This window comes from Pedobacter aquatilis (genome assembly GCF_030409415.1).
GTDB classification, from domain to species: Bacteria; Bacteroidota; Bacteroidia; order Sphingobacteriales; family Sphingobacteriaceae; genus Pedobacter; species Pedobacter aquatilis.
The window spans coordinates 106,810-123,048 of the sequence record NZ_JAUFPW010000015.1 but is presented as its reverse complement, the minus strand read 5'-3'; the positions used below and the strand labels follow the sequence as shown (position 1 = coordinate 123,048).

Genomic DNA, 16,239 nt, shown 5'->3' with positions numbered 1-16,239 from the left:
GGTAGATAATGATTATAAATTTGGACTTGAGAAACCTAAACTTCGCATGCCGGATTTAACTTCCGGCGCACTCATAAAAAGATTCCATATTAAATTTGTACGGTAGTTCTCAATCATTACAATAATTGGTCCTTGGTCTATCGCTAATGTTGACGATGCAAACCATTGGTCTTTAAGGGAAAATGCATCATAAAAACCATAATCGCCCCAGGTTTTATTTCCAAGCTTATAGTAGAAATATTTTAAGGCAGCCATAGACTCTGTTGGTGTGTAAGGAAATGATGAAAGTGCTGCAGTTGGTGCAATTACGCCGACATCATTTGTTGGCGAACTAGCAGTGTAGCCGCCACTAATATCACTTGCAGTGAGCCCCCAGCAATTTTCACTATAACCATAATAACCTAATGGATTTGTCCTGCAATAATTATAATTAATTTGAGCATGTGCCTTAGTTTGTGTTTCGTAATTCGCATAAGAATCTGTTAAACCCTTAGGGTTGATGCCTAAAAACGAATAGTGCGAAAAGAACATCGGTCCGCCACTTGGAGGCCCTAATGGAAGTTGTACACCGTAATAAGTATTGCCATTTTTCATTGCACCGTTTTGTGCCCATCCGTTATCATAAACAGCTTTTGGTACATTATAAGTTGCAGATGAAGCAGCCATTACATAAGTGATAAGAGATTCATTCCAACCTCTGATGGGTAAGTTCATTTCCCAGTTATAATTCGGGCTCCAATGCCAATAAAGTGTGCTACCATCATCTTTGCGATACCAACTCCACTCCACGCCATTATAAATTGCATTAATATCTGTTCTTAAAGTTGTTTCAACTGCATCAGCACCGTTAAAATATTGACGTGCTGTAATTAAACCAGCCATTAAAAATGAAGTTTCAACCAAATCGCCTCCATTATCTTTTGTACTAAATGGAATTACCTTACCAGTATTTCCATCAAGCCAATGAGGATAAGCACCATGGAAACGTTCTGCTGTTTTAAGAAATGCTACAATTTTTTGCATACGTGCTAATCCCTCAGCTCTGCTGATAAAATTTCTATTTACGCCAGTAACTAAAGCCATAATGCCAAAGCCCGAACCACCTGAAGTAACGGTGTTGCCAGCTGTATTTCTCTCCCTTGCCAAACCACTGTTAGGATGGCCAAAATCCCAGAAATATTTGAAAGTTTGTTTTTGAACAAGGGTTAGTAATTCATCATCGCTAACCCGAGGAAATTTGTCAGTATCGTCAACTGCGGTAATTAGGTTAACACTAATATTGCTTTGTAATTTGCTGCCAGTTTTAGATAATAAACCAGTATTTGCAGTTAAAATATATTTTGTAATAGGTTGTAAGGCCGATGGCGTAATTACAAGCGTATTATCGTTATTCTCTAATGTTGGATTGTATGCAACCGAATTGCCAGTGGCATCAATAAGTGTAACATTTCCAGTTACGGAAGTAAGATTTATAGGAGATGAAAAAGTGATTTTTACAACAGGTATGTTATTCAAACCATAATAAGTAAAACCCGAATAAGTTCCATTTACTTTTAAATCTGAAAAAGAAAAAGATGTAGGCGGTATTACAGGTTCGATAGGAGCAGGTGTGCTGCCTTTTTTGCATGCAAATAAGAAAAGAGAGATAATTAGAACTATTGGGTATACTTTTATCATTACATGGAATTAAAAAGGGTTGCCAATTTGGCAACCCTTTATTGTTATTGCCTTAATATTTGAAATAAAAGGATTATTTACCTCTACCTTCTAATTTAGCAAGGTATCCAACTTCTTCCTCGGTTAATACTTTGTTAAAGATTTTAACCTCGTCTAACTGACCAGTTAAATAACTCGCCCAAGGTTCTTTACCGTGGCTGGTTGTTTGGCTTGGCGTAGTCATAAATTGAGTTGTACCAAAAACCATATTACCTGAATTAACAAAATTTAATTGACCTGCTAATCCATCTACTTTACCAACACTTACTCTTGAGCCATTAACAAAAACCTTAATCGTTGAATTGGTCTCATCATAAGAGAAAGCTAATGCATTCCACTTACCGAAGAAATTTACAACATTACTTACGGTAAAGGTTTTATCGCCACTACCATTATTTGTAAATACAAATTTTAAGGTTGCATTATCATTAGTACTACCATTTTCGATAAACACTTCTAAATTCCCCCAAAATTGAGATTTATTAGATAAGCTAAAAAGTCCAATAATACCATTTGATGGAGCAGGTGTATTAACCCACTCCGTAATTGTAAAACTTTTTAAGCCAGTAACCTTAGTAGAAGGGACACTTAAAAAATAGCTGTCCGTTGCACCTTGTAAAGATTTACCTTTTACACCAGTACCAAAACTTGTTCCTGCGTTAGTACCTGCTGTGTTAGAAACACTATCAATTAAGCTACCATCGAATGCCCAATGAGCTACTAGATTTGCTGCACCGATTTGTTTTGAGGCTGTAAAGCCACCAATATTTAATGCCGGAGCATAACTTGATGGGTCAAATTCTTTTTGGCATGATGATAACCCCAAAGTTACCGCTGCCATTAATAAAAAATATTTTGTTTTCATTTTTATTGAATTAAACAATTAATAACCTGGATTTTGTGTTAAAGTGCCAGCACTTCTATCAATTTCAGTGGACGGAATTGGCCAAACTTCATTTTTGTTAGCTTTCCAACCTTTTGGTCCGAAAACCGCTGCTGCACGACCTTGGCGAATAACATCAAAATAGCGATCTGATTCCATTGCTAATTCAACTTGTCTTTCTTTTTGAATTGCTGTACGTAAAGCATCTTTATCAGAAGTTGTAACATCAGGCAAAACTGTTGCTACACCACCTCTGGCACGTGCTCGTACGCGATTTAATGACGTTCTGGCTAAAGCTGCGTTACCTTGCTCGTTAGCTGCTTCAGCGTTCATTAAAAGAATATCTGCAAAGCGAAGAACCCTTACATTTTGTTGCGCACCTTCATTGAATCCTGTTATAATTTGGCTAAATGGCACATAAGACTTTTGGTTGTACATTGGATTATCACCAGTTGCAGCAATTGCATCTCCCTGTGGTGTAGTTTCACCTCTAAAAATGATTGTTGCATCTCTTCTAACATCGCCAGCTTCGTAGGCTGCGGCTAAAGTTGCAGTTGGAACATTGAAGCCCCATCCGCCAACACTTCCTCTTACACCTTGTACCTGGCTATATTGTGAAGTTGCAGAACCAGCAATTGCAGGAATAATTTCACATTGTATTTCGAAAACAGACTCTATACTATTCTCGTTATTTAAGCGAAAACCTTGTTCATAATTTGGAACTAAGTTGTAACCTAAAGTCATAACTGTGTTGGTTAGAGAAAGTACATCTGCCCATTTTTGTTGATACATTGCAACTTTGGCATGTAAACCTAAAGCAGCGCCTTTTGTGGCTCTACCTAAATCTGCAGCAGTATAACTTTGAGGTAATACGGCTTCAGCATCAGTTAAATCTTTCTCAATAGCCGCCCAAACCTGTGCTTTTGGCGTTCTTGGGATATTAAATTCTGATGCATCTTTTGGAACCGTTAAACGCAAAGGTACATCACCAAAAGCACGTACTAGTCTAAAATAAGAATAAGCACGAACAAATTTTGCTTCAGCCAAGTAGCGTGATTTTAAAGATGCATCCATGCTAATTGCCGGAATGTTATCTAAAACCTGGTTACAAAGGTTAATGTTTTGATATTGTCCGGTCCAAAAACCTTGAAGCTGTCCTTCTGTTGAGGTAACAGTAAATTGATCGAAGCTATTTAGATAACTTGCATCATTTGCCGAACTACCTTTTTCAGCGTCATCACCAGCAATACTTTCAACTGCAAGTGCTGGAAAAGCTGTGTTTTCCCAACTTCTTAAGTTTGCGTAAATAGAGTTTACTGCTTTAGTTGCATCATCTTGTGATTTCCAAAAGGTTACAGCTGGCTGTTGTGCTTGAGGATCTACATCTAAAAAGCTTTTTTTACATGCAGGTAATACAAAAAGACCAGCGCATAAAGCAATAAGTCCAATCTTTTGTATTTGATTATTTTTATAATTTAATTTCATTGCTTTATTTATTAGAAAGTAACTTGAAGACCTAATCTATAAGTAGCCGATAGTGGATAAACGCTGGCATCTATACCCGCATTAGTAGGTGTGCCACCAATTTCAGGAGTGAAACCTTTGTAACCAAATAAATTCACCGCATTTTGCGCATCAACAAAAACTCTAACTTTTTGCATTTTCCACTTGCTCATTAATGATGAAGGTAAAGCATATCCTAATTGAATATTTCTTAAACGGATATAAGAACCATCTTCTACGAAGAAAGAGTTTGGAGCTGCATTTGCAGTAGAGCCAACGTTAGCTGACGGATATGTATTTGATGTACCAGCACCACGCCATCTATTATCATAGAAATCTTTACTATAGTTTTCGTTACCAAAACGGTAAGCTACGTTTGCATTATAAACATCAACACCAGCTACACCTTGAATATCAAATGAAAAATCAAAGTTTTTATAATTGAAAGATGAATTTATACCATAACTGAATTTTGGATTTGGATTACCTAAAACAATGCGATCTCTTCCATCAATAACACCATCACCATTTTGATCAACATATTTAAAGTCTCCAGGTTTAGCATTTGGCTGTGCAGAACCAGTCACCTCTGCAGCCGTTTGGAATATTCCAGCTACATCATAACCGAAAAACTGACCAATTGCACCACCTTGAACAGTACGGGTTGCTAAAGCACCATTTGCAATACCGGCGCCACCTGCATAAATTGGGTTTAGGCCAGTTACAACGGATAATACTTTGTTATTATTGATGCCAATATTTCCACTAACTGAATAACTTAAACCACCTTTTGATTGATTTGAATAGGTAGCTAAGAACTCGAAACCACGATTTTGAAAATCGGCCTGATTACCAATTAAAGTACCTGAAGCTGTTCCAATAGAAGTTAATATAGGAATTTCGAAAATTGCTTGTTCAGTTTTCTTATTGTAAACACCAGTTTCGATAGTTAAATGATTATCTAAAAATCTAGCCTCGATACCGATATCGGTACCTGTTGTACGCTCCCAGTTTAAAAATGAAGGAACCAATGAGTTAACATTTGCACCCGTGTAGCCAACACCATTAAAAAAGGCAACTAAGTTACCGCCTTGCGCTACAGTTAAGGTAGTTGGGTTAATTGGAACACCTGCATTACCTACTTTACCCCAAGAACCTTTTAGTTTTAAGTAGTTTACCACTTTTTGGTCTTTCATAAAGTCTTCGCTGCTAACTACCCAACCTGCACCAATTGCAGGAAAGTAACCCCAAAGTTCGCCACCACCATAAAATTGTGAAGCTGCATCACCACGAAGAGTTGCGTTTAATAGATATTTATCTTTGAACGAGTAATTTACACGCCCAAAATAAGATGCCGAAGTTGATAAACTACCACCATCAACAACAGTGCGTGTTGCTGCAGTACCTAAAGAAAGGTATAAATCGCCATCACTTGTGTTTGGAACATCAAATGCTGTTGCATTTACAAAATAAGTTTTTCTTCTTTGAGCAGTTGTACCTACTAAAGCTGTAATGCTATGGTCGCCAAAGGTATTTTTATAAGTTAATGTATTCTCTAAAATCCAATTTCTGGTTTCATTCCTGTTAATTCTTAAACTACTCTGCGTTGTTCTCTGGCCTTGAGTAGCCGCATAAAGAGGTGTATAGCCTCTAACTTCATTTTGCCCGAAATCTCCACCAGCACTAGTTCTAAAAGTAAAGTTTTTTGCAAAGGTTAATTCTGCGTAAACATTACCATTAATACGGTAGTTTTTAGATTGTTGATTAAAATAATCTAGGGTAACCTGTGGGTTAAAGTTATTACCACCACCTAAACTAAAATCGTTAGCATCACCATAGCTACCGTCAGCATAGTATACAGGAACTACCGGCCCAGCAGCATATAACTGGCGGAAAATGCCACCATCAATATCATTCGAATTTATTGATGTACCTGAAACCGTATAACCAACTTTTAATGGTTTTAAAACCTGAAAATCGTTTGATAATTTTGCTGTATAACGTTTATAGTTCTGAGTTTTAACAATACCATCCTCATTGGTGTAACCTAAAGAGAAGTTATAGGTTGTTTTTTCAGTTCCGCCATTTACAGATATCTGATGATTGGTTTGTAATGCATTTCTAAATCCTTGGTTATACCAGTTAGTACCTGTGCCAAATGATGACGGATTAGAGAATAGCGGATTAGCTCCATTAGATGCAGACAATTCGTTGATAATGGTTGCATATTCTGTCGCATTAGCCATTTCAACTTGATTTGTAACCGCTTTAAAGCCAATAGAACCATTATAGTTGATGGTGGGCTCTCCAGTTTTACCTCGCTTAGTTGTGACCAAAACAACACCATTAGCAGCACGAATACCGTAAATTGATTGAGAAGACGCATCTTTCAAAATGCTTAAGTTTTCAATATCTGCAGGGTTTAAGAAGCTGATTTCATCGTACCAAACTCCATCAACAACATACAAAACCCCAGTGTTACCATAAATAGTTCCAGTACCACGGATTGTAATCTGAGGAGATGAACCTGGTGCGCCATTGTTTGTAATCGAAACACCTGCAACTTTACCTTGTAAAGCACTAATTGGGTTTACTGATGCTTGCTTGGAAATTTCTTCTCCTTTAACTGATGCTACAGAACCTGTAACATCTACTTTTCTCTGCGTACCATAACCAACAACCACAACCTGCTCTAATTGTTGTGATGATGATTGTAATTCTACATTCAATGATGTGCGGTTACCAACTGCTACTTCTTGAGCAGTGTAACCCAAATATTGGAATACCAATGTTGCGTTTGCTGGTGCGCTTATGCTAAACGCTCCTGATGCATCTGTTTGTGTACCAATTGTTGTCCCCTTAACCAATACGCTTACACTAGGGATGGTGGTTTTATCGCCTCCATCTCTCACTATACCTTTTACGGTAATGTTTTGCGCAAATGCTACGTTAATTGCGAGTAAACAAAATACGGCCAGAACAGAAATTCTTGTAAAGATTCTTTTCATGCTTTATTAAAATTTAGTTTAATTGTTAAGATAAATGTGAGGTTGTTTTTTTGCTTGTGCAAGTGATTTTACCTCAACATTAGTACATCAACATAGAAAGAATACTATCTCAAAAATAAATACCAAATAGGGAAATAGGCCAAAAACGCAGTTTTTGAATTTATAATACATAAACCAGAGGTACACAAGTGTAAAAAGTACACGAAGTATTTTTGTGATGCTAAAAATTGGTTTTGAGAGGTAATGATGTAGTGTTGTGTGTAATATGTAATGAAAATGTTATTTACTCAAACGTTCCCGAAGCGTTTGCATACAAATTACATGTTTTAATATTCAAAGTTATTGGAGTAGGGGAAGAGTTGGAAATGAAAAATGGAGTATTGATTTGTTTAATACTCCATTTTATATAAATTGAAATTATAATTATTTTCCAGCTATTGTTAAATCATACATTGCTTTAACAACTGCGTCTGGCATAAAGGCATTATAGATTTTAACTTCATCTATCTTACCTGTCATTAAACCATATTCGGTATTAGTATTAACAGTTTTACCAGGAATTAAATTATAATTAGCACCAAAAATTAATTCATTTGGCTCATTTGATTTGAAAAGGTTATTTCCAACACCTCTATCTGAAAAGCTTCCAATATTCTCACCATTTGTAAGCACATTAAATCTACCGGTTAAACCATTATAACTTAAAACTAAGTGAACCCAGTTGCTTGGTCCAATTTTAGGAGATTTTGTATTGTTAAGGTTATCTTGAGAACCTCCGCCAACCGTTGAAAATCTTGGGCCAACTTTTAAAACATCATTATTAGTTGCCGGAAAACTATTTGTATTTAATCTGATGTCTAAGTTGCCATCAAAAATACCTGGCCTGGCAAATTGTGTGAGCATTGTTCTCTTTGAGCCATTGTTTGATATTTGAATCCATTGGCTAACTGTAAAACTTTTAAAAGCATCTTGCTTAAACGCAGCAAATTGTGTAGCATAATAAAGATAACCTGCATTTAAATTTAGAGCCTTGCCTTTAAAGCCCTCAACAAATGAATCTCCTGTTTTGGAGGTAGGAGCCGTGTTGGTTAGTTTCTCATTGTATGTATCATCAAAACTGAAATATGCAACTAAATTATCTTTTAATATTTCATCTGACGTTTTGAAACCACCAATAGTTCCAACATAATCGTTTGGATCTAATTCAGGCAAATTATTTGGATTCCGATCTTTCTCGCATGCAGAAAACAATGAGAATGCTGGTATTAAAGCCAGTAGATATCTCATTTTATATATTTGTGATCTTTTCATTTTTATATGAATTATTAATAACCATTGTTTTGAGTGAGCACACCTTTACTTAGATCAATTTGTTGTTGAGGGATTGGTAATAACCTATCTCTATTAGGATTGTAAGCAGTTTTACCTGCAGCCTGCATGGTCTCAGCATCAATTCCCCAACGAACAATATCAAAAAAGCGTTCATGCTCCATAGCCAGCTCAATTCTTCTTTCTTGTCTGATGGCGTTTCTAAGTGCAGTTTGATCGGTAGTGGTAATGTTTGGAAGAGTGCCCGTAGGTGCTCCGCTTCTTGCTCTTGCTCTGATACTATTTAAAGCTTCTAAAGCTAAAGTAGTATTTGCTGCACCACCAACTTCATTGGCAGCTTCTGCGAACATTAAAACAATATCCGCGTAACGCAAAATTCTAACATTCATCCACCAACCACTTCTGCTGTTGTATGCGGCAATGTATGTGGGGTTTGCCAGAACTTTATGGTTATATTTTAGATTTGGTACTTCACTGGGATATAACGGAGCTTTCTGATTGTAAATCGTGAAATTATCTTTACCGGCGATGCTACTATAAAGGATTGTTCTTGCTTTTCTAGGATCATTTGGCTCATAAGCTGCTTCTAAAACAGCACTCGGCGAATTCCATCCCCAACCTCTGTTCCATTCTGTTGTATTTCCTCTTGTACCTTGAATACTTGCATACTGAACACCATTTGCGGTTTGTACAGTTGCACTAGCAGTAGCTTGAATTTCGAATACAGATTCTCTGCTGTTTTCACCTTTTTCGCTAAAAATATCATTGTATGAAACACTTAAATCGTATTGACCTGAGTTCATAACCTGACTAGCTAAAGACATTGCCATTCCCCATTTCTTTTGATATAAATAAGCTTTGGCAAGCATTCCATTTGCAGAACCTTTTGTTGGACGACCAATAAATTTGGTAGGCCAGCTTAATGGTAGATTTGCTGCTGCAAACTGTAAATCAGCTTCTACTAGTGCATAAATTACTTCAGGACTGCTTTGTGGTATATTTGAAGTTACATCTAAAACTTTATCAATTTTAGGCACTCTACCATAGGCTCTTACTAAGAAAAAGTAAGAATATCCACGCAAAAACCTAGCCTCTGCTTCTGCTTGTAATTTTTGTTGCTCACTAGCAATGATGTCTTTGCTGTTGTAAATCTGATCGATTATAGTATTACATCTGTTAATCATTGTGTAATATTCTGTCCATAATGTGTTTACCCTTCCGTTGGTTAAAGCTGGAAAGTTATCCATTGCGATTACATCAGCTCCACCATCAGTTGGTGTACTGCCTTTATCAGCATCATCACTTCTTATACTCGTTGCAACCATGAAACCATCTGACACATAATTATAGGCTCTTAATGCACTGTAAGCAGAGAATAAAAATGTGTCGTATGGTGTTCCTCCCTGAGGATATGGATAATCATCGGCAGTATATTCACCTTGCCTTTGGGTATCTAAAAATTTTTGACAACCCGAATTTGTCGAAACTGCAACGATAGCCAACAAGCCAAGTGCAATGTTTCTTTTATAACTATTGAATATTTTCATCATTTAAGCTTTTAATTTTGGTTAGAAAGTAACATTCAATCCGAAAGAATAAATAGCCGGCACCGGATATACACCATTATCTGCACCGCCACCTAAAATACTTCCAATTTGAGCTTCAGGAGTATAACCTGTTGCTTTAGTCCAGGTTTGTATGTTTTGTCCACTCAAGTAAATTCTAAGTTTTTGAGCGCCAATTTTGTTTAACAAAGTAGGAGCGAATGTATAACCAACTTGTACTGTACGAAGTCTGAAATAATCTCCGGGCTCTAAGAAATATGAACTGAATAGGAAGTTATTACCTCTGGTATTGTCTAAAATTGGTTCAACATTTGAAGTTCCAGGACCAGTCCATGCATTTAACCTGTTGCTTTCATAATTCAAGGTTGCAAAATTCGCAGTACGACGTTCGGTATAGATTTTATTTCCTGCAACACCTTGTCCTTCAATAAGCGCATCAAAACCTTTATAACCTAACGATAAGCTCATTCCATAACTATATGGAGGGAATGGAGTTCCTAAATAAGTTCTATCTGCAGCAGTAATTACACCATCGCCATTCGTATCCTGGTAGGCAATATCTCCAAGCTGTGAATTTGAAAATTGAGCCTGATTTAGCATTTCTCTGGCAGTTTGGTAAATTCCGATTTGCTTATATCCGTAGAAATAGCCAATAGATTGGCCAGAGTTTGTTAAATTAACACCACTGTTTCCCGTAATTTGAAATTCGGTTGTATTCCCTAATGATTCTACTTTGTTTTTATTATAACTAAAATTTCCCGAAAGGTTGTAGGTGAAATCTCCAATTTTATCTCCCCATCCTAAGCTTACCTCAATACCTCGATTATTTATCTTACCTAAATTAGTAAAGTATGGTAATTGACCTGCAAGTAAAGGAAAACTAGTTAAAATACCATCAGTTGTTTTGTTGTACAAATTAATTTCAGCGTTAAAACGATTATTGAGAGCTTTTAAATCAAGTCCTAAGTCTAAACCCTGTACAATTTCAAATCTTAAGTTTGGATCTGGAATATAGGCATTTTGTATTGCGGTGTAAACATTTTCTCCAAAAACAGCTGTTGCTCCATTAGATAAACCTTGTTGATACAAATTTGGAGAAACTCCATTAGAATTACCAAGACGACCCCATGAAGCACGTAATTTTAAGTAATCAATTCCTTTGATGTAAGATTTGAAAAATGCTTCTTCACTAGCTACCCAGCCTAAACCTACACTTCCAAAAGTTCCCCATCTGTTTTGAGGAGAAAAACGCGAGCTACCATCTCTTCTAATCGTTCCGTTAAACAAATATTTATCTTTAAAACTATAGCTTACTCTTGCAAAGGCACCAACATTTGTTTCTTCGCTACCACCACCACTGTTTCCTAATATGTTATTTGCATTTACAATTCCTAAATACCATAAATCAGGGTCTCCAGGAACAACTAATGTACTATCAGTTCTGCTACCCCCCACATTTGAACCTGCAAAACGCAATGATGTGAAACCCGCAAGAGCGGTAATTCTGTGGCCGCCTTCTAATGATTTTTCGTACGTTAAAGTATGATCCTGTTGATATCTATGTGTTTCTGATTGGCTTTGGCTGACTGTTGAACGAAATTGGTCATCTCTAACGATTGTAGTTTGAGCACCATTCTCGCCAATATTTGCAACAAAGAATGGAGGTCTTGAATATCCTCTTGAATGATTAAATCCAAAATCACCATAAAAGGTAGACTTAATTTTAAAATCTTTTAGAAACGTTAGTTCTGCAAATATGCTACCATTAAAACGGAACACTTTGTTAATAGATGTTCTATCTGAACGCATTATTGCAGAAATCGGGTTTCCAACCTGTGCTCTTTGAAACGATGGCATAGAATAATAAGTATTTTCATTCAGCTGAATTGGAACAACTGGAGCAGCCCAAACAGCATTGTTTAAACTTACACCAGTTCCATTTGGTTTTGCTAAGAAACCTGTAATATCTCCGCCAATTTTGAACTTATTGCTTACTTTAATTTCTTCGCTTAAGCGTAAAACGTATTTTTCATAGCTGCTATATTTAACAACACCTTCTTGGTTATTATAGCTTAAATTTACCAACGTTGTGGATTTTTCTCCGCTATTGCTAAAGCTTAAACTATTTGTGTTAATTATCGCGTTGCGAAGAATTTCGCTTTGCCAATCTGTATTGGCTGTGTAATTAGAAAAATCGAATGGCGCTGCTCCAATATTGGCAAGCTGTGTAGAATATAGTTTCTTAAAGCCGTCGGCGTCTGTAACGTCAATTTTATTGATAACTTTTTGAATACCAATGTTTGAGTTGAAATTAACTCTAGTTTGACCACGGGCTGCTTTTTTCGTAGTAACAGCAATAACACCGTTGGCACCTCTTAGTCCGTAGATTGCTGCTGAAGATGCATCTCTTAATAAATCAATAGATTCAATATCTGCAGGATTTAAATAGTCGATGTTATCTTGCAATAATCCATCTACAACATATAAAGGTGTAGCACTATTCGTACTGCTAATACCTCTAATACGAATAACAGGTTGTGAACCCGGACCACCTGAGTTTACAACGGTTAAACCTGCAACTTTACCTTGTAAAGATGCCAAGGGATTAACAGCTGGCATTTTGGCAAGTTCATCGCCATTTACACTCGAAATCGAGCCTGTTAAATCTTTCCTTTTTTGCGTACCGTAACCTACAACTACTACTTGTTCTAGTTCTTGGTTAGATGAAGCTAATTCAACGTTTACAGTTGTACGACCATTAACGGCTATTTCTTGCGTAGCATAACCTATAAAAGTAAATATTAGCGTTGAATTTGGTGGTGCACTGATAGTGTATGCCCCTGATGCGTCTGTCTGTGTAGCTATTTGCGTACCCTTAACTAATATGCTTACACTTGGAATTGTGGTTTTGTCGCCACCATCCGTTACCTTACCTTTAATAGTTAGGTTTTGCGCAAATGCTAAATTAGTTGTAAGTAAAAAAAATAGAGCCAGAACAGAAAATTTTGTAAAGATTCTTTTCATGCTTTATAATTTGGTTAAAAATTTGGACAAATGTGCTTTAGTTTTCCCATATGCACAAACATAAGTACCTCAACATTAGTACATCAATAGTTTTGGATTACGGAACCTTTTAATCAAAAAACTTAGTTTGGATGAGTAAAACAGCGATGTTTTATTATTAAAGATATTATTTGCCGAGTATTAGTGTAGAATATACACTTTGATTTTTGTTGAGTAATTTTATTATGTATGAGAGGTAATGATGTAGTAATTTTTTAGTGCTTTATGCGCTTCTTTATGAAGCATTTAGAGGCTTAGAGATACTAGGAATATCCATTTTTACAACTCCATTAAAAACTCTGTTAAGTTTTTATCATGTGGAACATTTAGTTTTTTACGCAATCTGTACCTCCTAATTTCTATTCCTCTAAGGGTAATATTTAATAACGACGACATCTCTTTACTGCTCATATTCATCCTTAAATAAGCACATAGTTTTAAATCATTTGGTACTAAATCAGGGTGTTGAGCTTTTAGTTTTTTAAAGAAACTTTCATGCGCTTCGTTAAAACTGTTTTCGAACAAATGCCAGTCACGCTCATCGGTCATGCCGTCATTTATAACCTTTTGAATTTTGCGGAGCTGGTCCTCGCCAAGTTTCTTTCCGTTTTCGTCTTTAAGTTTAACTAGTTCATCGCTCAGTTTTTGAAGCAATTCATTCTTATAAACAAGTGTCATCGCAGAATTTGCTAATTCACGGTTTTTGGAAGCAAGCTCGGCCTGGAGTTTTTCTGTTTGAAGCTTATGGATCTGTTTTTCGTTAGCTTCTGCTTCAAGTTTTAAAATTTCCTCTTGCTCAGCTTGTAACTTGTCACTAATTTTTTGACTATCCTTTTTAAGCTTAGTCTCATAAATCTTTTTACCCATTATTAATGCAGAAACAACAATTATAAGGTAAAATAAAATCGCCAAGTTGCTTAAATACCATGGTCGGAGAATAGTAAATTCGAAAGTGGTGGTTTCGCTAACCAGAGAGTCGTCTATTTTAGCCCTGACTTTAAAAATGTAAGTACCACTGCTTAAGTTTGTGAAATCTTTTTGCGTTGCTGTGCTCCAGTCCGACCAATCATTAGAATATCCTTCCAGGTAGTATTGAAATTTTATTTTTGATTGCCTAAAGTATGGGAGTGAGAACGATATACGGACATTATTTCTGCTATTTTTAATTTCAATTGAATTTCCATCGTTACCATTTTCACTAATAACAGCATATTTATCGGTAATATCTTCAATTTTTCTGATTAAAACCTTGTGAAGAATTTTACTATAAGCAGCATCTATTTTCTGGTTTGCATTATAAAATACAAAGCCATCATCAACACTTATTAGGTAAATAGAATCGCTAATTCTGCTAATGTTCTCGTAATACTGAACCATTCTACCATCTAAAACGCTAAATCGGTTCGAGTCGATTGAGATTTTGCCTGCTTCACTAAAATTTGCCAAAGCAGTTTTACCATGATTTATAAACCAGTATTTTTTTGCACCAGCACTAATAATTTTATTGGATGATTCAAATGAACCTAAGGCCTTATTTAATGCATTATACTTAGAAAATTTATCGCTGATATTATCGTAGGTAAAAAAGCCTGCATCACTTGCGAAAACAATTTGATTCTCGAGATTGAAAAGGTTTAAATTGTAATTACTGGGCAATCCGCTTTTCTCATCATAATACTTATTAGAAATTACAGTACTATAATCAGCGCTAAGTTTCAATTTGTAAAGGCCTTTGTAAGCATGACTCACCCATATTTCGCCTTTGTGATCTTGCTCTACATATCTCGAGGGAATATTAAAATTTGCTATTTTTTTATAAAACTGCCACTTACCTGCCGCATTCTTATTAAATAAAAGAAGACCTGTATAAGTTCCCTGAATCAATAAATTTTGATTACTATTAAGCTTTTTAATTGTCCAGCCACCACTATAATTAGTTATGGTTTCAATTTTATCGCCAACTACGTTAAATGTTCCGTTATTGTGTCCACATAGTAGTTGATTATCAATAATGGTTAATTCCCAAACCTGGCCTTGAGAGTTTGGGATGAGCTTAAAATTTAGATTTGAAAACTGTTCTCCATTACGCCAATCGCTGTAAAATAAGCCTTGATTTGTGCCAAGATAAATTTTGTTGTTAAAAATTACACTTGAATAAACTGTTCCAAAGATGCCTGTTTTATCTAAATAGAAATATAGTGGAGAATTTAGTTCTATTCGGTCGATGCCATTGTCAAGTCCGGCCCAAAGATTTTGCTCATTATCAATATATAAGCTGAGAACAGTATTGTTTTGTAAGCCGCTTGATTTATTTATTCTCTGAATGATGTTTCCATCTTCGTCGATAATAATAATTCCATTTAAAATAGTGCCATATGCATAATACTTACCTAAAATTTTAACGCCATTATTTAGTTGAAATGTAGATAAAAACGAATTTGCAGGTGTGTTAAATGTTGAGAATGATTTGCCATCGTAAATAAATAAACCATTTTTACCAGTACCAATTAAAAGTGAATTGCCTTTAAATGGTAGGATAGAAAGTACACCTGTTTTACAAATTAAATCACTACCAGGGATAAACTCTAATTTGCCACCTTTGAGTTCATATAAACCTTTATCCTCAACAAAAAAACGGTTGCCAATTCTATAAGAGAATAGAAAATTACCCGTGTTTTTTAATACACCTATTTTGCCATTTTCTAATAAATAAATTGCTTTAAAGGATTGAAAAACTACTTTTTTGCCAAAAATGTGAATTTTCCAGATTTCGTCGTTTAATTTTTCTGATTTTGGTATTAAATGCGTTAATGAAGTATAATTTAACTTGTTCTTTTTGTAAGACCAAAATCCAAAATCTCCGAAACACCCTGTATATATCTTGCCATTGCTATCGGCTGCAACAGATCTAACAATCTGACCATTGGGCATTTTGTACTGCTCCCAATATTTCCCGTCGTATGTAAGCAAACCTTCGGTGTTGCCAAAATACATTACACCATTTTTATCTTTTGATATGCTCCAATTCTGGTTGCCTGAGGCGTAAGTGGTTTTTGAAAAATTTTGAATGTAGGGTACGCCAATACTTTTAATATCAGCTGCATTTAACGTATAGGCAGATAATAGAGCAAATAATAAACAACGGAAGAATTTTTGCATTTAAAAACAGTAA

8 protein-coding genes are annotated in these 16,239 nt (G+C 35.7%); all 8 read right to left on the bottom strand.

All coding sequences use genetic code 11. From position 1 onward, the window contains the following. Positions 1 to 12 precede the first annotated feature (12 nt). The 8 genes from QWY86_RS09150 to QWY86_RS09115 all read right to left on the bottom strand — a co-directional run bounded on the left by QWY86_RS09150 (position 13) and on the right by QWY86_RS09115 (position 16,226). On the bottom strand, positions 13 to 1,677 hold the full coding sequence (locus tag QWY86_RS09150) for a glucoamylase family protein (protein ID WP_290241139.1): 1,665 nt from the start codon (positions 1,675 to 1,677) through the stop codon (positions 13 to 15). 73 nt (positions 1,678 to 1,750) lie between these two features. Further along, complete coding sequence (locus tag QWY86_RS09145) at positions 1,751 to 2,581, bottom strand: LamG domain-containing protein (RefSeq protein WP_290241136.1); 831 nt, start codon at positions 2,579 to 2,581, stop codon at positions 1,751 to 1,753. 18 nt (positions 2,582 to 2,599) lie between these two features. Then, positions 2,600 to 4,084, bottom strand: coding sequence for a RagB/SusD family nutrient uptake outer membrane protein (locus QWY86_RS09140; protein ID WP_290241134.1), 1,485 nt, complete (start codon positions 4,082 to 4,084; stop codon positions 2,600 to 2,602). Between the two features lie 11 nt (positions 4,085 to 4,095). Beyond that, positions 4,096 to 7,110: a SusC/RagA family TonB-linked outer membrane protein gene (locus tag QWY86_RS09135; protein WP_290241132.1), complete on the bottom strand. Its 3,015-nt coding sequence runs from the start codon at positions 7,108 to 7,110 to the stop codon at positions 4,096 to 4,098. A gap of 423 nt (positions 7,111 to 7,533) precedes the next feature. After that, on the bottom strand, positions 7,534 to 8,421 hold the full coding sequence (locus tag QWY86_RS09130; RefSeq protein WP_290241130.1) for a LamG-like jellyroll fold domain-containing protein: 888 nt from the start codon (positions 8,419 to 8,421) through the stop codon (positions 7,534 to 7,536). A gap of 14 nt (positions 8,422 to 8,435) precedes the next feature. After that, positions 8,436 to 9,989: a RagB/SusD family nutrient uptake outer membrane protein gene (locus tag QWY86_RS09125; RefSeq protein WP_290241128.1), complete on the bottom strand. Its 1,554-nt coding sequence runs from the start codon at positions 9,987 to 9,989 to the stop codon at positions 8,436 to 8,438. 18 nt (positions 9,990 to 10,007) lie between these two features. Then, complete coding sequence (locus QWY86_RS09120) at positions 10,008 to 13,028, bottom strand: SusC/RagA family TonB-linked outer membrane protein (RefSeq protein WP_290241126.1); 3,021 nt, start codon at positions 13,026 to 13,028, stop codon at positions 10,008 to 10,010. Between the two features lie 318 nt (positions 13,029 to 13,346). Further along, positions 13,347 to 16,226: a ligand-binding sensor domain-containing protein gene (locus tag QWY86_RS09115; protein ID WP_290241123.1), complete on the bottom strand. Its 2,880-nt coding sequence runs from the start codon at positions 16,224 to 16,226 to the stop codon at positions 13,347 to 13,349. Between the last annotated feature and the right edge of the window lie 13 nt (positions 16,227 to 16,239).